This window comes from Planococcus circulans, from assembly GCF_020023385.1.
In the GTDB taxonomy this organism is placed as follows: domain Bacteria; phylum Bacillota; class Bacilli; order Bacillales_A; family Planococcaceae; genus Planococcus.
In genome coordinates this window covers 76,333-95,693 of the sequence record NZ_JAIQCL010000004.1, presented here as the reverse complement: position 1 = coordinate 95,693, position 19,361 = coordinate 76,333, and the positions used below count along the sequence as shown (strand labels likewise).

General features: G+C 47.2%; 16 protein-coding genes and 2 other annotated features. Of the genes, 14 read left to right on the top strand and 2 right to left on the bottom strand.

Annotated features, from left to right (window positions below):
* The first annotated feature begins 500 nt into the window (after nucleotides 1-500).
* Nucleotides 501-736 (top strand) — a binding site (T-box leader).
* A 62-nt stretch (nucleotides 737-798) separates the two neighbouring features.
* The 8 genes from trpD to K8U60_RS08445 all read left to right on the top strand — a co-directional run bounded on the left by trpD (nucleotide 799) and on the right by K8U60_RS08445 (nucleotide 8,126).
* Nucleotides 799-1,791, top strand: coding sequence for an anthranilate phosphoribosyltransferase (gene trpD / locus K8U60_RS08485; protein ID WP_223637041.1), 993 nt, complete (start codon nucleotides 799-801; stop codon nucleotides 1,789-1,791).
* A complete protein-coding gene (gene trpC, locus K8U60_RS08480; protein ID WP_223637039.1) occupies nucleotides 1,788-2,561 on the top strand; it encodes an indole-3-glycerol phosphate synthase TrpC in 774 nt (257 codons plus the stop codon). Before trpD ends, trpC begins: the two co-directional genes overlap by 4 nt.
* Nucleotides 2,558-4,354 carry a tryptophan synthase subunit beta gene (gene trpB, locus K8U60_RS08470; protein ID WP_317851919.1) on the top strand — a complete coding sequence of 599 codons (1,797 nt, stop codon included), beginning with the start codon at nucleotides 2,558-2,560 and terminating at the stop codon, nucleotides 4,352-4,354. The genes trpC and trpB overlap by 4 nt, the downstream gene beginning before the upstream one ends.
* Entirely contained in the window at nucleotides 4,351-5,121 is a 771-nt protein-coding gene (gene trpA / locus K8U60_RS08465) for a tryptophan synthase subunit alpha (protein ID WP_223637037.1), read from the top strand. Before trpB ends, trpA begins: the two co-directional genes overlap by 4 nt.
* A gap of 20 nt (nucleotides 5,122-5,141) precedes the next feature.
* Nucleotides 5,142-5,732, top strand: coding sequence for a DNA-3-methyladenine glycosylase (locus K8U60_RS08460; protein WP_223637035.1), 591 nt, complete (start codon nucleotides 5,142-5,144; stop codon nucleotides 5,730-5,732).
* A 69-nt stretch (nucleotides 5,733-5,801) separates the two neighbouring features.
* Nucleotides 5,802-6,323 carry a type 1 glutamine amidotransferase domain-containing protein gene (locus K8U60_RS08455; RefSeq protein WP_298832580.1) on the top strand — a complete coding sequence of 174 codons (522 nt, stop codon included), beginning with the start codon at nucleotides 5,802-5,804 and terminating at the stop codon, nucleotides 6,321-6,323.
* A gap of 164 nt (nucleotides 6,324-6,487) precedes the next feature.
* On the top strand, nucleotides 6,488-6,805 hold the full coding sequence (locus K8U60_RS08450) for an ArsR/SmtB family transcription factor (RefSeq protein ID WP_223637032.1): 318 nt from the start codon (nucleotides 6,488-6,490) through the stop codon (nucleotides 6,803-6,805).
* 25 nt (nucleotides 6,806-6,830) lie between these two features.
* Complete coding sequence (locus tag K8U60_RS08445) at nucleotides 6,831-8,126, top strand: arsenic transporter (protein WP_223637028.1); 1,296 nt, start codon at nucleotides 6,831-6,833, stop codon at nucleotides 8,124-8,126.
* 73 nt (nucleotides 8,127-8,199) lie between these two features.
* On the opposite strand, the gene K8U60_RS08440 is transcribed toward K8U60_RS08445, so the two are convergent.
* The gene (locus K8U60_RS08440) at nucleotides 8,200-9,009 is read right to left on the bottom strand and encodes a GNAT family N-acetyltransferase (RefSeq protein ID WP_223637025.1); all 810 of its coding nucleotides are present in this window, start codon (nucleotides 9,007-9,009) and stop codon (nucleotides 8,200-8,202) included.
* Nucleotides 9,010-9,218: 209 nt separating this feature from the next.
* Between K8U60_RS08440 and K8U60_RS08435 the strand changes: the two genes are divergently transcribed.
* The 4 genes from K8U60_RS08435 to K8U60_RS08420 all read left to right on the top strand — a co-directional run bounded on the left by K8U60_RS08435 (nucleotide 9,219) and on the right by K8U60_RS08420 (nucleotide 13,930).
* Nucleotides 9,219-10,145, top strand: coding sequence for a manganese-dependent inorganic pyrophosphatase (locus K8U60_RS08435; RefSeq protein ID WP_223637021.1), 927 nt, complete (start codon nucleotides 9,219-9,221; stop codon nucleotides 10,143-10,145).
* 521 nt (nucleotides 10,146-10,666) lie between these two features.
* Nucleotides 10,667-11,377, top strand: a complete 711-nt coding sequence (locus K8U60_RS08430; protein WP_223637018.1) for a DsbA family oxidoreductase — start codon at nucleotides 10,667-10,669, stop codon at nucleotides 11,375-11,377.
* Nucleotides 11,378-11,485: 108 nt separating this feature from the next.
* The gene (locus K8U60_RS08425; protein WP_223637015.1) at nucleotides 11,486-12,124 is read left to right on the top strand and encodes an FMN-dependent NADH-azoreductase; all 639 of its coding nucleotides are present in this window, start codon (nucleotides 11,486-11,488) and stop codon (nucleotides 12,122-12,124) included.
* Nucleotides 12,125-12,376: 252 nt separating this feature from the next.
* Nucleotides 12,377-13,930, top strand: a complete 1,554-nt coding sequence (locus K8U60_RS08420) for an FAD-dependent oxidoreductase (protein WP_263298618.1) — start codon at nucleotides 12,377-12,379, stop codon at nucleotides 13,928-13,930.
* A gap of 744 nt (nucleotides 13,931-14,674) precedes the next feature.
* On the opposite strand, the gene K8U60_RS08415 is transcribed toward K8U60_RS08420, so the two are convergent.
* The gene (locus tag K8U60_RS08415; RefSeq protein WP_223637012.1) at nucleotides 14,675-15,196 is read right to left on the bottom strand and encodes a YceI family protein; all 522 of its coding nucleotides are present in this window, start codon (nucleotides 15,194-15,196) and stop codon (nucleotides 14,675-14,677) included.
* 202 nt (nucleotides 15,197-15,398) lie between these two features.
* On the opposite strand from K8U60_RS08415, the gene murB reads away from it, so the two are divergent.
* Together murB and K8U60_RS08405 are read left to right on the top strand one after the other, a co-directional pair.
* Nucleotides 15,399-16,316 (top strand): UDP-N-acetylmuramate dehydrogenase, encoded by a 918-nt coding sequence (murB, locus tag K8U60_RS08410; protein WP_223637009.1) that lies wholly within the window; start codon nucleotides 15,399-15,401, stop codon nucleotides 16,314-16,316.
* Between the two features lie 134 nt (nucleotides 16,317-16,450).
* On the top strand, nucleotides 16,451-18,817 hold the full coding sequence (locus K8U60_RS08405) for a penicillin acylase family protein (protein WP_223637007.1): 2,367 nt from the start codon (nucleotides 16,451-16,453) through the stop codon (nucleotides 18,815-18,817).
* Between the two features lie 284 nt (nucleotides 18,818-19,101).
* Nucleotides 19,102-19,360 (top strand) — a binding site (T-box leader).
* Nucleotide 19,361: the final 1 nt, after the last annotated feature.

Here is a 19,361-nt window from a genome sequence, read left to right as displayed (position 1 = left end):
GAGACTCTGGCTGTTTGCGTTTTTTTCATTGTCGAGGCTAGATGGCTGCTTCTGCTTTTCTTAAGCCGACCCAGCGGCGTGGTATAGAGCGCCACTCTGCTGGTTCGTCTTATGACCGTCGAATCTACATGGGCGCCTCCGCTTTTCTTATTGTCCAGACTCCAACGGCCAGGTCCTAGGGTCATAAGCCAACCCGGCTTTGCGACTGAAAAGATGTCGCTTTGCCGGTCTGTCTTATGCCGTCGGACCTACATGGCCATTCCCGCTTTTCTTTGTCCAGCTCCAGCAGCCAGCCTCTCGAGTCGCTTCAGTCCTGCCAGCAATGGCAAAGAGCGCCATTACCAGCAGGACTTCCAGCGCTTGTCGAGGCTAGACGGCTACTTCCGCTTTTCTTTTACTTGACAGAATAAACAAAACCTTTTAAGATAAGGGTCAACTTGTTGTACGAGAAGCAAGTCCTTTTGAGAGAAGAGCCCAGTGAAGACGAGAATAGAAGAGTGTATAAATCGAGGATTGAGACGAGTAGGCAGGGAGCTCCATTTAGAGAGTCAGCGGCTGGTGCAAGCTGATTGGATGAACTGCGCGAATGGACTTAGGAGAGCTGGCCTGAAAGCGGAAGCGAGTAAGGGAGACGTAAGCCCTGCGTTAAAGGGAAAGGCGAAGAGCCTGTTTAAGTGAGTGCAGAAATTCATTGCATTAATGCGTGGTGGTACCGCGGTTTCAACCCGTCCCCGCAATCAGATAACTATCTGGTTGCGGGGATTTTTGTATTCAAAAACGAGACGAGGAGAGATTGAGATGAGCAGAGTAGAGAATATGAACGAACAAACGATGTATGAAAGATCATTGGAGATTTTGAACGGCACAATAGATGAACAACAGGTAAAAAACTTTTTATCCGGATTGCATGAAAAAGGCGAGACCACAGATGAACTGGTGGGGCTGGTCAAGGCGATGCGTGAAAAAGCCGTGAAACTTCCAGCAGTGGAAGGGGAACTGGTCGATGTTTGCGGAACCGGCGGGGATCGTTCATACAGCTTCAACATCAGCACATTGACGGCTTTTGTGCTGGCAGGCTGCGGCTTAACGGTTGCAAAGCACGGCAACCGCAGTGTTTCCAGCAAAACTGGTAGTTCAGATGTTTTGGAAGCACTGGGTATTTCAACGGAAACGGACGTTGCAGCGATTCCGACAATGCTGGACCAGACGGGAATTGCGCTACTCTTTGCACCAGCCATCCATCCTGCACTTGGGGGCCTGCGCCAGATTCGTAAAGACATCGGTACGCCGACGATCTTCAATTTAGTTGGACCTTTGGCGAATCCTCTTCCGATTACGGTTCAGATGACCGGGGTTTACCGCCGTGACATGCTGGAGCCGATGGCAGATGCCTTGATCCGGCTGGGTCGGAAAAAAGGAGCTTTGGTCCACGGAGCAGGCGGATTAGACGAATTATCGCTTGCCGGCACCAATGAACTGATCGTTTTTGATGAACTGGGCAAGCGGGAAATGACCATTCACCCGAACGAAGTCGGTTTAGAGGTCGCCCCAATCGAAGCGATTCGTGGAGGAGACCCTGAACGCAATGCAGAAATTTTTATGGATGTATTATCTGGAGCCGACAGCCCTTATCTGGACACGATTGCTTTGAACGCAGGTACTGTATTGTATATCAGCGGCAAAGCGAAAACAGTGAAAGAAGGGGTGCAGCAGGCGAAAGCATCACTCAAATCTGGCGAAACCGCGCGCGTCTTTGACTTGCACCGGTTAGCAGCGGGGGTATTTGCATGACGATATTGGATAAAATCATTGCGACAAAATATGAAGAAATAAAAACCTATAAACCGGTACAGCCCGAAAATAACGCTTTTCCTGAAAAATCAAAGCTGCTTCCACATCTGCAGGAAAAGAATGGTGTCATTTCAGAGATTAAGCGGGCGTCTCCGTCGAAAGGTGATATCCAGACCGAAGTGGATATTGTGGGGCAAGCCAAAAAGTATGAAGAAGCGGGAGCTGCCGCAATTTCGGTGCTGACGGATGAAACCTATTTTAAGGGATCGATCGACGACCTGCGGAAAGTGGCGCAAGCTGTTTCAATTCCAGTGCTATGTAAAGATTTCATGGTCAGTGAAATTCAGATTGACCGTGCGCAAAATGCAGGCGGCACCATCATTCTGTTGATTGTCGCAGCACTTGAAAAACAGCAGCTGGAGAGCCTTTATCAGTATGCCCTTTCTAAAGGGCTGGAAGTTTTGGTGGAAGTCCACGACGAAGAGGAATTGCAGGCGGCACTCCAATTGGATGCAAAACTGATCGGCGTCAATAATCGGGATTTGAAGACCTTCGATGTATCGATTGAACGAACCGCGCAATTGGCTGAGAAATTTCCATTTGATGGCGAGCGGGTGCTCATCAGCGAAAGTGGAATGCATACAAAGGAAGATGCGAAATTCGCTTATGCAAACGGAGCTTCCGGTATTTTAGTGGGGGAAGCGTTAATGCGCTCAGAAGATCCGGGGAGCTGGATTCGACAGGCGACGAGTGAGGAGGCAATCCAATGACCAAAGTGAAGATCTGTGGTTTGAAGGAAGAACAACATGTCAAAGCGGCGAAGCGGGCAGATGCCATTGGATTTGTCTTTGCTCCGAGCAAGCGTCAGGTGACGATTGAGCAGGCAGCTGAGTTGGCTAAACACATTCCCGCAGATACAGATAAAATCGGCGTTTTTGTCAATGCTTCCTTGAAGGAAATTGAAGACACTATCGCGGGCGTTCCATTAACGATGGTTCAGCTGCATGGGGATGAGCCGGACGAACTGGTGCAGGCAATCCAAGTTCCCGTAATCCAAGCTTTTTCAATCCGCACGAAAGAAGATGTAGGGAAATTGAAGAAGTCGCAGGCTGATTACATATTAGTGGATGCCCCGGGTACTGAATACCGCGGGGGCAGCGGCAATGTATTCGATTGGTCTTTACTCGATGGAGCCGATATCGATCCATCCCGTCTGATTGTGGCGGGCGGCTTGAATCCTGGAAATGTCCATGCGGCAATCGGTCAGACTGCTCCTTATATGGTAGACGTTTCCAGCGGAGTTGAAACGGATGGACGTAAAGATACAGCGAAAATACAGGAGTTCATAAAACAGGTAAAGGATGATTCCATGGAACAGACAATAGAGAAAACAGGATTTTTCGGCAAGTACGGTGGACAATTTGTGCCGGAAACCTTGATGAAAGCCGTCAAAGAATTGGAAGATGCCTATGAGGCAGTAAAAGAAGATCCTGAATTCCATAAAGAATATCATCATTATTTATCCGAATATGTAGGGCGTGAACAGCCGCTGACATTCGCAAAACGGATGACGGAAGCATTGGGCGGTCCGAAAATCTATTTAAAACGGGAAGACTTGAATCATACCGGTGCCCATAAAGTGAATAATGCGATCGGCCAGGCGCTGCTTGCCATGCGTATGGGCAAACGTAAAATCGTAGCGGAAACCGGAGCGGGACAGCATGGGGTTGCGACAGCGACAATCTGTGCGCTTTTCGATTTGGAATGTGTTATTTTCATGGGCGAAGAAGACATTAAACGCCAGCAATTGAACGTTTTCCGCATGAAGCTTCTCGGGGCGCGTGTGGAAAGTGTCACCAAAGGCAGTGCAACGTTAAAAGATGCCGTCAATGAAGCACTGCGCTACTGGGTGTCCAATGTGGAAGATACGCATTACCTGATCGGCTCGGCTTTAGGACCGCATCCATTCCCGACGATGGTCCGCGATTTCCAAAGCGTCATCGGGGAAGAAACGAAACGCCAGATTCTTGATAAAGAAGGTCGCTTGCCTGATGCCATATTGGCATGTGTGGGCGGCGGCAGCAACGCCATCGGCATGTTCTATCCATTTATTAAAGACAAAGATGTTCAGTTGATCGGTGTTGAAGCAGCCGGTGAAGGTGTCGATACGGACAAGCATGCTGCAACCTTAACCAAGGGAACTGAAGGTGTCCTTCATGGGGCGTTGATGAAATTATTGCAGGACGATGCAGGTCAGGTGCAGGAAGCGCATTCGATTTCTGCAGGCCTTGATTATCCGGGGATTGGGCCGGAGCATGCCTATTTGGCGGATATCGGCCGCGTTGAATACCGGTCGATTACGGACGAGGAAGCCTTGGCTGCGGTCATCAGCATGTCCCGTCTTGAAGGGATCATTCCGGCACTGGAGTCCGCTCATGCCATTGCGGAAGCTGAAAAGCAGGCAAAAACGATGACTGCCGATCAGATTTTGGTCATTTGCGTGTCAGGCCGTGGCGATAAAGACATGGCAACATATGCCGAGAAACTGGAGGGACTGTCATGAATCGACTGGAGCAACTGAAAAGTACAGGAAACAAAGCGTTTGTCGCTTACATCATGGCGGGAGACGGCGGTCTTGACCGCTTGAAAGAACAAGTGCAGTACCTGCAGACAGCGGGTGTAACGGCCATTGAAATCGGTATCCCTTTTTCGGATCCGGTGGCGGATGGCCCGACAATCGAAGCAGCGGGCAACCGTGCGTTGAAGCAGGGCGTCACTCTTCAGAAAGTATTGGAAGAACTGCAGAGTTGGACTTTTCAGGTTGAGATTCCTTTGCTGGTGATGACGTATTTGAATCCGGTGCTGAAATTCGGTGTGGAACGTTTTGCTACTGAATGCGGCAAAGCTGGCGTTTCAGGCGTCATCATCCCGGATCTTCCTTTTGAACACAAGCAGCTTGTACAGCCTTATGTCGATAAGGAAGGCATCAAGTTGATCCAGTTGGTGACGTTGACGACGACTGACGCCCGGCTGAACGATATTTTAAGCGAAGCGGAAGGCTTCGTTTACGCTGTAACCGTCAAAGGCATAACCGGTTCACGTGATGAAATGTCGGAAGAAGTCAAAGCGTTCATGCGCAAAGTCCGGGAGAAAAGCCCGGTTCCGGTTTATGCCGGCTTCGGAATTTCGAAGAGCAGCCACGTCGAGATGCTGCGGGATGATGTGGATGGATTTATTGTGGGAAGTGCGATCGTCGAAGCTTTCAACGACGACAGAATTCAGGAAATCGAACCGCTTATCCATGCAGTGACTGCCTCCCATTCGATATAATAGAGGTAGGAGGGGATTTTATGTTTACACCAGTCTCTGCTGATTTTTTCGATGCTCCGACACTGGAACTGTCCCGCAGTCTGCTGGGCCAGATCCTGGTCCATGAATTGCCGGACGGCATCGTTGCGGGGCGCATCGTAGAAACGGAAGCCTATATGGGTGCGGAAGATCGCGCTGCCCACAGCTTTGGCAATCGGCGCACGAAGCGTACAGAAATCATGTTCGGAAAACCCGGACTCGTTTATACTTATCAAATGCATACCCACACATTGATCAATGTCGTCAGCGGGCCGGAAGACACCCCGCGGGCGATTTTAATCCGTGCAGTCGAACCGGTGGAAGGCATAGACCTGATGGCTGAACTGCGCGGTAAGCATATGCCGATTAAACAGTGGACCAGTGGACCAGGGAAGCTGACCAAGGCGATGGCCATCACGATGGATCATTATGGCCATCATTTTACGGAAAAACCGCTTTATATCGCCGAGGGAGACCCCGTCCATGCCGTATCGGTCGGACCGCGGGTAGGGATCGGAAATTCACTCGAAGCGGTTCATTATCCTTATCGTTTTTGGGAGTCGGAAAATCCATTTGTCTCGAAATTTCGCTAGTTCGGTGTTTAATCCCATCTTTTTGTGGAATACTGAAAGGGAATGATTAAACAGAAGGAGTGGAAGATAGTGGCAAAAATTGCAACGTTGATTACAGACATGTTCGAAGATGTGGAATATACTGATCCGTCGAAAGCATTTAATGATGCAGGTCACGAAGTTTTCACTATCGAAAAAGAAGCAGGCAAAGAAGTTACCGGCAAACAGGGAGAAGCGGTTGTCACCATCGATAAAGGTATTGACGAAGTCAGCGCCGATGATTATGATGCTTTGTTCCTGCCGGGAGGATTTTCTCCGGATCAATTGCGTGCCGATGATCGTTTTGTAGAGTTTACAAAAGCTTTCATGGATGCGAAAAAACCTGTCTTTGCCATTTGTCATGGACCTCAATTATTGATTACGGCGAAAGCATTGGAAGGCCGCAAAGCCACAGGCTATAAGTCGATTCAAGTCGATATGGAATATGCTGGCGCCACTGTAGTGGACGAAGAAGTGGCCGTGTGCCAGGACCAATTGGTCACCAGCCGCCAGCCGGATGATATCCCGGCGTTTAACCGTGAATCATTGCGTGTCCTTGAGCAACTCGCGTAATAAAGAGCAGAACCCGAATCAGCATTGCTGGTTCGGGTTTTTTTGTGTGAGAAATTACGGATGAAGGTTTTGAGGAGCAATAGTTCGAGGTTTTCACATTCTCTCTTGAATACATAAGTGGTTGCTTATATAATGGGTGAAGTGCTGTAAAAGAAGGTAAAGATATGGAATATGATCAAATGGAGACGTATTTAAAAGCAATTGGTGATCAGAAAAGATTGCTGATTTTAAAATTCCTGGCCAAAGAGGCTTTACGCATCTGTGAATTCACAGATCTTCTGGAAATGACGCAGCCGGCCATCAGCCAGCATATGCGCAAATTGAAACATGCTGGACTGGTTTGGGAAGAAAAGCGCGGACGTTGGACGATTTGGTCCTTGAACACGCAGCATATGCAGTACCCGGTGTTGATTCATTTATTGGATCTATTGCCGGAACCTCGCCGCTCAATTGGCCGCTTGATTGCGGAAGGAAAAAAGTGAATTGTGAATAGGGAGTTGGATGAACGTGGATGTATTTTTAGCGAGTTTTATTTTTATCGTCACATTGATATTTGTTATTTGGCAGCCGAGAGGCTTGTCGATCGGCTGGTCCGCCATTGCGGGGGCAGTTGTTGCGTTGCTGTTTGGCGTTGTTGATTTCGGTGATGTCTGGGACGTGACCGGCATTGTCTGGAACGCGACATTGACATTTGTTGCATTGATCATCATTTCATTGATTTTGGATGAAATCGGCTTTTTCGAATGGGCAGCTTTACATATGGCGCGTTTTGCCAAAGGCAGCGGATTGCGGATGTTCTTCCTGGTCATCATGCTGGGGGCAGTCGTAGCGGCGTTGTTTGCGAATGACGGGGCGGCATTGATCCTGACGCCGATTGTTTTGGCGATGGTCCGGGCACTGAAATTCAAAGACGCAATGATTTTACCCTTTATCATGGCTTGTGGATTTATCGCTGATACGGCGTCACTGCCTTTTGTAGTCAGTAACCTGGTCAATATTGTCTCTGCAGATTTCTTTGGCATCGGCTTTACCGAATACGCGATCCGCATGGCGATACCGAACCTGTTCAGCATCGCGGCAAGTATGCTGGTATTGTACCTGTATTTCCGGAAAGATATTCCGAAACATTTTGATGACAGTGTCTTGAAAACGCCGGCATCGGCAATAAAAGATATCAAGATTTTTCGTTTGTCGTGGGCAGTACTGGTGATTTTGCTGATTGGTTATTTCAGCAGCGAAGCATTGAATATTCCAGTTTCCTTTATCGCTGGATCGGTCGCCATCATCTTCCTGGCGATTGCACGAAGAAGTAAATCAGTTGAAACAATGACTGTTTTAAGAGGGGCGCCTTGGGCCATCGTCTTTTTCTCCATCGGCATGTATGTCGTGGTGTATGGTTTGAGAAATGTGGGGCTGACATCGGTGCTGGCAACAGCAATTGAATGGACAGCAAGCCATGGGTTATATGCAGCGACCATTGGAATGGGCTTCATCGCAGCGATTCTGTCGTCTGTTATGAACAATATGCCGACTGTCATGATTGATGCTTTGGCTATCGCGGAAACCGAGACGACTGGAGTCGTGAGGGAGGCGTTAATCTATGCAAATGTGATTGGTTCAGATTTAGGGCCGAAAATCACGCCGATCGGTTCACTGGCGACTTTATTGTGGCTGCACGTACTGAAGGTGAAAGGCGTAGAAATTACATGGGGTTATTATTTCAAAATCGGTATCATCCTGACGGTTCCGACTTTGTTCATCACCTTGACCGGCTTGTACTTATGGCTGACAATTTTAAATTAAATCGACAAAAAAGGAGCATGCCAGTGGTATGCTCCTTTTTTGTCTGGGTTATGAAAATGTGTGATGTGCTTTTCTAATCCAGAAACTTGGCCAAGTAAATTTCGTTATGGGGTTCGTCGTTAATCATCATGGACTTTTGTCGGATGCCTTCAGATTCGAACCCGGCTTTTTCATATAATTTGCGGGCAGGTTCATTTTCTTCGACGACCGTCAATTCCAGTCGGGTGATGCCCTTTTCCTTGGACCATTCCTCTGCTTTTTGGAGCAGGGATTTTGCGATTCCTTTGCCTTGTGCATCCTTTTGGAGACCGAGGTCAATCGAGGCACGGTGAGCGGCCCGTTTGGCTGCATTGCCCATAATCATCAAATAACCGACATGCTGGCCATTGAGGATGGCGATGATGATGGTCGAATGGCCACTTTGTTTCCATTCGATGATTTGCTTTCGGACTTTCTGTGTGGATTGGGTCCGTTCATCTTTAGCGTATAGCATAAAGTCAGATTCGGATTCCACTGTTTTCTGTAAAGCGGCCAGGGAGCGTGCGTCCCCATGCTCTGCAGTTCGGATCAATAAAATATCCTGGTCTTCGTCATCGTTAGCCGAACCTTTTCCATTTGAAAGATCCGCTCTCTCGAAGACAACAAAGCGATCTGGTTCAACATCGCTGACGAAATAACCGGCATCCACCCACGCGTGAAAATGTTTGGCCGGCGCTTTTGTCTTTTTCCACCAACTTTTGTTTAAGTAGGCAGCATTAGGCAAATTCTGTCCCATGATTTGTTCAATTTCGGAAAATGTTAACTTTATTGAAGAATTCGTCGCTCCGGAGAAATAATCAGCCAGAGGAATGTATTTCTTTTCCAGTAAAATAGTCACAGACATCTCTTCCTTCCACCTAACTTTGAATTAGTTAGTCATATTATACCATTCGCATATGCTAAAGTACACAATGAATTTTAAAAATACTGATAATTCTATAAACTTACCCATCTTTAGTTTTATTTATTTGGTTCTTGGAGTTTGGTTTTTTCAATTGGGGTACTTGTGATAGAATAAGCACAGAAACTAAGTTATCCAGGAGGCTATCATTCATGTCAAATGTTTTAGTATTGGGTCACAAAAATCCGGACACCGATTCAATTTGTTCGGCCATTTCATATGCCTATTTAAAAAATGAAATGGGCATGGTTGCTGAACCGATCCGCTTAGGTGAAGTGAACAACGAAACCATATTCGCTTTAGAGACTTTCAAATTCGACCAGCCAAGATTGGTGACGCATGTTGCCAAAGAAGCCGAACAAGTGATTCTGGTGGATCACAACGAACGCCAGCAAAGTGCTGAAGACATCAACGAGGTCCAAGTGATTGAAGTGGTGGACCATCACCGTATCGCCAACTTTGAAACGACCGATCCGTTATACTTCCGTGCGGAACCGGTTGGGTGCACGACGACCATCATCTTAAAGCTGTTTAAAGAAAACGGCATAGAAGTACCACCGAACATTGCAGGTTTGATGCTTTCTGCTATTATTTCGGATTCACTTCTTTTCAAATCACCGACCTGCACAGACCAAGATGTGAAAGCTGCTGCTGAATTGGCGGAAATCGCGGATGTGGATGCGCAAAGCTATGGCCTTGATCTATTGAAAGCCGGAGCCGATTTGAGCAATAAAACATTGGAAGACCTGATTTCATTGGATTCGAAAGAGTTCGAAGCAGGCGAGCACCGATTTGAAGTTGCGCAAGTCAATGCGATCGATGTAGAGGAAGTCATGATTCGCCAAAAAGAACTTGAAGTATTGATGGCTGATACCATCTCTGCTAAAAAACTCGATCTTTTCGTATTTGCTGTTACCGATATCCTCAACAATAATTCAGTCGCCATCGTTCTTGGCCAAAGAGCCGGCATCATCGAAAGCGCCTTTAAATCAAGCGTAGTTGATAACCGTGTCCTGTTGCCGGGCGTCGTATCACGCAAAAAGCAGATTGTACCAGTCATTACAGAAGCATTAAGCTGATTCCCTCTTGGGAGTCAGTTTTTTTTGTGTCCAGCTTCGGTCCCTTGAATCTCGGGGTCTTAAGTCATTCCGTCTATGCGGCAAAAAGCGCCGCTTCGACGATCGGCCTTAAGCCCGTCGATTCAGGACAGGCGCCTGCGCTTTTCTTGTTGTCCAGTTGCAAGTGCCTAGCTCTTCGAGTCATAAGTCCCTTCGACAATGCAGCTGAAGAACGCCATTACCGGCAAGGCTTCCAGCGCTTGTCGGAGGCCTGCAGGATGCGGGTCAGCTAACCGGTGCGACACGATATCGCGCTCTTAGGTTAGCTTCTGCTGTTGGGCTGCTTCCGCTTTTCTTTGTCTAGACTCCGGCGCCCAGCTCTTTGGGTCATAAGCCAACCCAGCTGCGTGGCAAAAAGCGCCACACTGCTGGTCTGTCTTATGCCCGGCATAGCTACACGGGCGCCTCCGCTTTTCCTTCTACAGGCAAAAAAATTGAGCGCTGTTGTTTTCGTTGCTATAGTTAATGGCGAGGTGGATAATATGAAAATTGAAGTTTGGTCAGATTATGTGTGCCCATTCTGTTATATAGGCAAGCGAACTTTGGAACAGGCATTGGTTCAATCAGGTTTTGAAAGCCAGGCGGAGATTTCGTTTAAGGCCTATCAACTGGATCCGAATACGCCCATTGATTCTACTGTCCCGACCTATGAAAGTTTAGCGAAGAAATTGGGGCAAACAGTGGAACAGGCGAAAGAGATGACTAAGGGAGTGGCGCAGCATGCCCGCTCGGTTGGTTTGGAATATGATTTCGATAACATGGTGGAAGCCAATACCTTGGCTGCTCATCGTTTGGTGAAATGGGCTGAAACTAAAAACAAGGATGCAGAACTGACTGAACAGCTTATGCACCAGTATTTTGTAGAAGCGAAAAATGTTGGCAGTCATGATATTTTATTGACCATTGCAGAAGCGGTCGGTTTGCCTCGCGATGAAGCGAAGCAAGTATTGGAATCGGATCAATTTATGGCACAGGTCCAGGTTGATATCGCTGAAGCCGGCCAAATTGGCGTACAAGGTGTACCGTTTTTTGTAGTCAACCGCAAATATGCGCTTTCCGGTGCACAGCCGTTGGATGCATTTGTGGAAGCATTGGAGCAGATTGCTGAAGAAGAAGGCATCCGCCCAAAGCTTAAGCCGATGGGGAAGAAGAAAACCAGTTATTGCACAGGGGATTCCTGTGACGGAGTATAAGTCCGAGGCAGAGTAATTGACTTATACTCTGCCTTTTCTTATGATAAGAAAGTGCTTTTAATTTGAGATAAATAATTTTAATATAATTGAAGAAGGAGTTTTAACCTAATGACTAACGTTTTAGTAGTAAAAGCAAATAACCGCCCTGCATCTGAAGGGGTTTCAAGCAAGATGTACGAAGTATTCATGGATTCAATCGGCATGGGTACAGAGCTTAACGTCAACACTTTCGATGTATTCAAAGAAGATATGCCGTATTTCGGCCAGGATTTCTTTGATGCTATGCAAAAATCAGCGCAGGCTGAAGAAATGACTGAGTTGGAACAACGCATTTTGACTGCTGCCAACAAAGCTATGGATGCATTTATGGATGCTGACGTTGTTGTATTCGCCTTCCCATTATGGAATAAAACAATTCCTGCACCGTTACAGACGTTCATCGATTACGTTTACCGTGCAGGCGTTACGTTCAAATATACAGCTGAAGGCCCAGTCGGTCTTGTTCCTGAGAAAAAAGTCATCATCTTGAACGCGCGCGGCGGAGTTTACTCAACACCTGAAATGGCTCCTGCTGAAATGAGCGTCAACTATATCCGGTTGATCATGGACTTCTTCGGTATTACTGATATTGAAGAAGTTATCATCGAAGGACATAATATGTACCCTGATCGCGCTGAAGAAATCATTGCTGATGGCATGAAACGCGTCGAGCAATCTGCAAATTCATTAGTAAAAGTATACGCATAAGTTTCTCACAGAGGACTGCCCCTTAAAGGGCGGTCCTTTTTTTGCTTTAAAAGGCGTTTCGACAGAAAATGTGCCGGATTGGAAAGTAAACTACCTGGATTGGACAGTATTTCTGGGATTTGGACAGTATTTCAGCCATTTTGGACTGTATGTCCAAATAACTGGAAAATTTCGCTGGTAATCCATTATATTGATTAGGATTTTTCTATGGGGGTAGACATTTACTAAAAGCTTTCTATGAGGAGGAACGGCATGGTGCAGAGTGATAACGTGAGTCGGGTTCCAGAAGTGCAGAAGTCATATTGGAGAGAATACAAAGATATTCCAAGTTATCCCGCTTTACAGGCAAATGAGTCGACAGATATTGCGGTTGTTGGTGGAGGGATGGTTGGGATCATCAGTGCCTACCTATTGGCCAAAGCCGGAAAAAAAGTAACCTTGATTGATGCCGGAAAATTAGTGGATGGGGTGACAGGCTATACGACTGCCAAAATTACGGCGCAACACGGGTTGTTTTATTATCCGCTGGTCAAGCTTGTGGGAGAAGAGCAGGCGAAGCTGTATTACCAGGCGAATATGGATGGCTTAAAGTTCATTGAAGAAACTGCCGAAGAGCTTGGCATCGATTGTGACTTTTCGCATCATAATGCATTTGTCTATGCGAATACTGTGGTAGGGGCGAAGTTGGTGGAAAAAGAGGCGGAGACCTATCAGCAACTGGGCATTGACGGCGAGTTGGCGAAAGATGAAGTCGAATTGCCGTTCCAGGTGAAAGAAGCGGTGGTCATGCGCAACCAGGCGCAGTTTCATCCGGTGAAATTCCTGGCAGGGCTGGTAAAGGAGATTGAGCGATTGGGCGGTACGATTTATGAAAAAACCCGTGCGATGAAAATCCTCAGTAAAAATGATCCGGTTATCCAAACTGAAAATCTTTCGCATTTATCGTGCAATAAAGTCATTGTGGCGACGCATTATCCATTCAATGATTTTGACGGGATGTACTTTTCCCGTCTCTCTGTCACCCGTTCGTATATCATTGCGGCCAAAGTGAACAGCAAGATTCCGAATGATATGTACATCAGTGGGGATATGCCTTCCCGTTCCTTGCGCTATGCAACAGATGAAAACGGAGAAAAGCTGCTGCTGATCGGCGGCGATGGCCATGCGACAGGCAAAAGTTCCAGCGAAACCATGGAACATTACCACAACCTCGAGAAATTTGGAGACGAGCATTTCGGCATTCAGGAAATTCCGTATCGCTGGTCTGCACAGGACATGACGACGCTCGATCAAATCCCTTACATCGGGACCATCACTGCAGGATATGACAATATCCTGGTGGCTACCGGTTTCCATAAATGGGGAATGTCGAATGGGGCATTAGCCGGCATGATGCTGACAGATCAGATTTTGGGCAAGGAAAACCGCTATGCACCAGTCTTCAGTCCGACCCGTTCGAAAATGAAGGCGGTAGACGCCGCAAGTTTTGCAAAAGACAACGCATCGGTTGCCAAGGAATTGGTCAAAGGAAAACTGAAAAGGGCTTCCAAAACAGTCGATGATCTTGGCAAAGACGAAGGTTCATTGGTCAAAGTCGGCAAGAAGAAAGCTGGCGGTTATCGCGATGAATATGGACAGGTGCATCTGGTCGATACGACCTGCACCCACATGGGATGCGAAGTTAACTGGAATGACGCGGAGCGTTCCTGGGACTGTCCATGCCATGGTTCCCGTTTCTCCCATACCGGAGAAGTGTTGAATGGTCCGGCTGTTAAACCGTTGAAGAAGATAGAACAGGAATACTGAAATGCGGAAGCTGCCGTTTAGATTTGACGGGCATAAGACGCTCCGGCGAAGCGGTGTTTCCTCAACCGCATAGCTGGAGTGACTTATGAGCCTAGAATCTGGCAGCTGAAGCTGGACAATAAGATAAGTAGAAGTGCCTGTTCAGCTCTGACAGGTGTAAGATGAGCTGGCGAAACGGCATGTTTTCAGCCGCACAACCGGATCGGCTTACATCCCGAAGAGCTAGGCACTGAACGAGACACCTGGAGTGACTTATGAGCCTAGAATCTGGCAGCTGAAGCTGGACAATAAGAAAAGTAGAAGTGCCTGTTCAGCTCTGACAGGTGTAAGATGAGCTGGCGAAGCGGCATGTTTTCAGCCGCACAGCCGGATCGGCTTACATCCCGAAGAGCTAGGCACTGAACTAGACACCTGGAGTGACTTATGAGCCTAGAATCTGGCAGCTGAAGCTGGACAATAAGAACAGTAGAAGTGCCTGTTCAGCTCTGACAGGTGTAAGATGAGCTGGCGAAGCGGCATGTTTTCAGCCGCACAGCCGGATCGGCTTACATCCCGAAGAGCTAGGCACTGAACTAGACACCTGGAGCGACTTATGACCCTAGAATCTGGCAGCTGGAGCTGGACAATAAAGGCGCAGAAATTAAGCTTTCATAATACTGAAAAAAGCAGTGCGAGGATTTTCCCTCGCACTGCTTTTTTGACTTTCTTGTTGGCTGATAGTACAGCCATTTCCACTTTTCTTGATTAAGCTGGGTTGCCTTCTAATTCCAAAGTGATTTTGATGTCTTCGCCGACCATTACGCCGCCTGTTTCAAGTGCCTGGTTCCATGTAAGGCCGAAATCTTTACGGTTTACTTTGCCTTCTACATTGAATGCAACGACTTCAACGCCCCATGGGTTTGTTGCTTTGCCGCCGTATTCCACTTCAAATGTAGTAGGACGGGTAACGCCTTTCATCGTCAGGTCGCCAGTCAATTCGTACTCGTCGCCTTTTTTAACGATGTCGTTCGCTTTGAATGTGATGTATGGGAATTGCTCAGCGTCAAAGAAATCAGCAGAGCGAAGGTGGTTGTCGCGGTCTGTGTTATTTGTATTGATGCTTGCTACGTCGATTTTGAAGTCGATCAATGCGCCTTGCAGATCTTCTTCATTTGCTTCAACGGTTGCTTCGTATGATGAGAAAGAACCTTTTACTTTTGAAATCATCATGTGTTTTACTGAGAATCCGACTTCCGAGTGTGCTGTGTCTACTGTCCATTTTTTCATGTTAAATTCCTCCTAGATATGTTGTTCTGCACCTAATATAACAAGATTAAATCTCGATGTCAATAGTTATTAATTAATAATTCTCGAATTCGAGATAATATTTTATTGGACTTTTGTACCGAAGAACGTTATATTGCTTGTCAAATCGGGATGAAAATCGGATACTAGTAGAAGTTAAAAGTTTAGAAGGGATTTGCTTTAGATGACGAAAGAACAATGGCTGACGGATTTGCGCGGTTTTTTAACCGATGATCACGTCAAAATGGATGAACCGCTACACCTTCATACATTAACTAAAATGGGTGGGCCAGCTGATATTTTTGTGACACCGACTACTGAAGATGAAACTGCATATACAGTTAAATACGCATATGAAAACAATATACCCTTGCTGCTTCTCGGGAATGGTTCGAATATGGTCGTTCGTGACGGAGGATTCCGTGGGATTGTCCTGACTTTGAAGAGTTTGCAGGCGATTCAAATAGAAGGAACGAGAGTTTATGCGCAAGGCGGGGCGAACATCAAGAAAGTCTCGAAAACTGTTGCAGCGAAACAACTGACCGGATTTGAGTTCGCTTGTGGAATCCCAGGTTCCATCGGTGGAGCCATGGCGATGAATGCTGGCGCTTATGGCGGAGAAATCAAAGACATCATTATACAAGCGACAGTTCTTTCGAAAGAAGGAGAGAAACTGATTTTATCCAAAGAAGATTTGGAGCTCGGCTATCGCAAGAGCGTCATCACCAAAAAAGGCTTCTACGTCTTGTCGGCAGAGTTTGAGTTGGAGGTCGGCAAACAAACAGTCATTGATGCGAAAATGAGTGAACTGACTTATCAGCGTGAAACGAAACAGCCTTTGGAATTTCCTTCTGCAGGAAGTGTCTTCAAACGTCCGCCTGGTAATTTCGCCGGTAAATTGATTCAGGACAGCGGTTTGCAGGGACGCGGATTTGGCGGAGCGGAAGTCTCCACTAAACACGCTGGATTTATCGTCAATAAAAACAATGCATCCGCGAATGATTATATCCAGACAATCGAGATGGTCAAAGCGGCGGTCCAGGAGAAGTTCGGAATTGATTTAGAGCTTGAAGTAAAGATTGTAGGAGAAGACCAAGTTTAATCAGAAAGATGTCCCAGCTCTGGGGCATCTTTTTTTATGCGGATGGAAGCGGCAGAGGGATTATTTTATTCTCAAAAAAGGGATTTATCCTTCGCCAGTCGAATAAACATCATTAGGAAAAAGGGGGCAAGACCATGAGGGGAAAAGTGAAAAATAAAAGGTGGTTGAAATGGCTTCTGGCTGTACTGGGTGTTCTTGTCACAGTTGCGGTTGCTGGGTTGATTTTTGTAAACGTTTACATAGGGAAGTCCAAACCGCTCATTGAAGGAGAAGCGGCAGTTGCGATACTGGACAGCGATGTTACCGTCATCCGTGACGACATCGGGGTTCCGCATATACAGGCGGACACAGATGCCGACCTTTACCGGGCACAAGGATATGTACAGGCGCAGGATCGCATGTTCCAAATGGATTTATCCCGTAGGCAGGCCAGCGGGCAATTGGCGGAAGTGATTGGAGCGGATGCGCTCGATACCGATAAGTTTTTCCGGACCTTCAGTTTGCGGAATGCTGCTGAAAAGTCGTGGGATGGCTATGACGCGGAAGCCAAGCAAGTTCTGGAATGGTACGCAGAAGGCGTCAATGCCTATATGGAAGAAGCGAAAGAAAATGGCGGCCTCAGCTTCGAATTCGCTTTGCTCGGATACGAGCCTACCGAATGGACGTCTGTCGACTCTTTGACGATCGGAAAGTTTATGGCTTATGACCTTGGGGGGCATTGGAATACACTTGCCGTTCGCCACTGGGCATTAAATGAATTTCCTGAAGACAAGGCCCGTGAACTGTTTATCGAATATCCGGAAACGGCACCGGCGATTTTGGCGGCGAACAAAAAGCAGCCCGTCCAAGTGGCCGGTGAGTTTGATGCTTCTGTCATTCCGCCTGAATTTAATGGCAGCAACAACTGGGTGGTGGCAGGAGACAAAACGGCGAGCGGCAAACCGCTGCTTGCGGACGATCCGCATCTCGGGCTCAGTACACCGTCCATCTGGTATCAGATGCATTTGGAATCCCCTGAACAAAATGTCAGCGGCGTCATTTTTGCCGGCATTCCAGGAATTATCCTGGGCCATAACGAAGAAATCGCGTGGGGCGTCACCAATGTGGGGCCAGACGTTCAGGATCTCTATATCGAAACCCCAAATCCGGAAGATCCGACACAATTCCGGTATGAAGGTGAATGGGAACAGGCAGAGGTAAGAGAAGAGCCGATCAAGGTCAAGGACGGAGAAACGGAAGACTTTGAAGTACTGGTGACGAGGCATGGCCCTGTCGTTTCGAACGTCTTATACGATGAAGAAGAGCCGGGAGCCGTGTTTTCGATGCAATGGACGGCTCTCGAGCCGACTTTAGAGCTGCAGGCGGTTCTAAATTTCAATAAAGCATCCAATTGGAAAGAATTCGAATTGGCGCTGGAGGACTTCCAGGCGCCTGCACAGAACTTTGTCTTTGCCTCCACTGATGGAACCATCGCCTATAAAGCCAATGGCCGCATCCCAATCCGCAAATCCGGAGATGGCCAGCTGCCGGTTCCGGGAGATTCGGCGGAATATGGGTGGGAGGGCTATGTGCCTTTTGATGAATTGCCGCGGTCAGTCAATCCGGAAAGCGGGTTCATTGCCACTGCGAACAATGAAGTCATCGATGATTCCTATCCGTATCACATCACAGATTTCTGGGCGCAGCCATATCGCTACGAACGGATTGCCGAAGTTTTGGAAGCATCGGACGAGTTGACGGCACAGGATATGATGGACTTGCAGATGGATCAGAAGAATTTGTATGCAGCGGAATTTTTGGACGAAATGATTGCAGCTGTGCGCAGTGAAACTGACGAACATGATGAAGTGCTCACGATGCTGGAGAAGTGGGATCAGGTCGACAGCCAAGAACAGGCCGCACCTTTGGTATTCCATAAATGGATAAAACAATTGCCTGAGACGTTATTGGCAGAGGAATTTCCGGAGGATGTCTTTGACATGCTGTCAGGCAAGAACCACATTACCGATGAAATGATGCGGGGTGCTTTCGCTGGTGAAGAAGGTGTGTGGGTAACGGAATACGGTGGCGTGGAAAAATGGCTTGTGGATGCTCTCGAGGCAGCGGTCGCCGAAATTGATGATGAGCAAGGAAACGACCTGGCCGACTGGACATGGGGCGAACATCATCAATTGACCTTCCCGCATCCACTTGCAGGAGCGTCCCCGATCTTTGCCGAATTCTTGAACCCGGATCCTGTACCGATCGGAGGCTCCAATATTACAGTACAAGCAGCCGCGTCTACATCAGAAGGCAATGTGAATCACGGGGCATCCTGGAGGTTTGTGGCGGACCTCGCTGATTTATCGAGTGCCTATCACATTGTCGGCCCTGGTTTGAGCGGACATTTGAAATCGGATTACTTCCATAACCAAGTGGACGATTGGGCAGAAGGCGATTTCCACGAAACAGAAATTGAAGAGGAAGTGGAAGGATCAACATTAACGCTGAAGGCTCAATAAGATAGATTCAAAAATCGTTTGTAAACGTCTATGTAAACTCGCGAACGTTCGTAAAGTGTTTTGATACTTTTACGAACGTTCTTTTTGTGTTTTTTAGTTGTTTTTTGAAGCGTTCGTAAATGTGTACTTTTACGAACGGTTTTATTTCAGAATTAATTGGCTTTCTTTAATTGCTGAGGTGAAGTTCGTTTTAAACATATCCATTTATTGATATCGTTGTTTGTCATAAAATTGGTATTTACTAGTTTGATGAAGTTGTGGTAATATTACGGGAATTATAAAAATGAAAAGCGTTGAAGAGAATAGTAGATAGCTAAAGACTTTTTCTAGAGAGCTCCGGTTGGTGGAAAGGAGTAGGAGTACGTTATCGAAACAAGCCTCTGAGCATCACGACGGAACCTGATCATGGGGATGTTGGGACGGGAGCTCCCGTTACAGAGCTAAGGTATTCGTCTTTTTTCACGGCTGTACTGAATGAGGTTAATACGGTGACGTATTAGCAAACAGGGGTGGCACCACGATTTTAGTAATCTCGTCCCCAAGA

What these genes read in the sequence shown, in the direction of transcription:
- K8U60_RS08420 (WP_263298618.1), top strand. Translation starts at nt 12,377, where the DNA reads ATGGTGCAGAGTGATAACGTGAGTCGGGTTCCAGAAGTGCAGAAGTCA.
- K8U60_RS08435 (WP_223637021.1), top strand. Translation starts at nt 9,219, where the DNA reads ATGTCAAATGTTTTAGTATTGGGTCACAAAAATCCGGACACCGATTCA.
- trpC (WP_223637039.1), top strand. Translation starts at nt 1,788, where the DNA reads ATGACGATATTGGATAAAATCATTGCGACAAAATATGAAGAAATAAAA.
- K8U60_RS08415 (WP_223637012.1), bottom strand. Translation starts at nt 15,196, where the DNA reads ATGAAAAAATGGACAGTAGACACAGCACACTCGGAAGTCGGATTCTCA.
- K8U60_RS08405 (WP_223637007.1), top strand. Translation starts at nt 16,451, where the DNA reads ATGAGGGGAAAAGTGAAAAATAAAAGGTGGTTGAAATGGCTTCTGGCT.
- K8U60_RS08425 (WP_223637015.1), top strand. Translation starts at nt 11,486, where the DNA reads ATGACTAACGTTTTAGTAGTAAAAGCAAATAACCGCCCTGCATCTGAA.
- murB (WP_223637009.1), top strand. Translation starts at nt 15,399, where the DNA reads ATGACGAAAGAACAATGGCTGACGGATTTGCGCGGTTTTTTAACCGAT.
- trpD (WP_223637041.1), top strand. Translation starts at nt 799, where the DNA reads ATGAGCAGAGTAGAGAATATGAACGAACAAACGATGTATGAAAGATCA.
- trpB (WP_317851919.1), top strand. Translation starts at nt 2,558, where the DNA reads ATGACCAAAGTGAAGATCTGTGGTTTGAAGGAAGAACAACATGTCAAA.
- K8U60_RS08430 (WP_223637018.1), top strand. Translation starts at nt 10,667, where the DNA reads ATGAAAATTGAAGTTTGGTCAGATTATGTGTGCCCATTCTGTTATATA.
- K8U60_RS08450 (WP_223637032.1), top strand. Translation starts at nt 6,488, where the DNA reads ATGGAATATGATCAAATGGAGACGTATTTAAAAGCAATTGGTGATCAG.
- K8U60_RS08460 (WP_223637035.1), top strand. Translation starts at nt 5,142, where the DNA reads ATGTTTACACCAGTCTCTGCTGATTTTTTCGATGCTCCGACACTGGAA.
- trpA (WP_223637037.1), top strand. Translation starts at nt 4,351, where the DNA reads ATGAATCGACTGGAGCAACTGAAAAGTACAGGAAACAAAGCGTTTGTC.
- K8U60_RS08440 (WP_223637025.1), bottom strand. Translation starts at nt 9,009, where the DNA reads ATGTCTGTGACTATTTTACTGGAAAAGAAATACATTCCTCTGGCTGAT.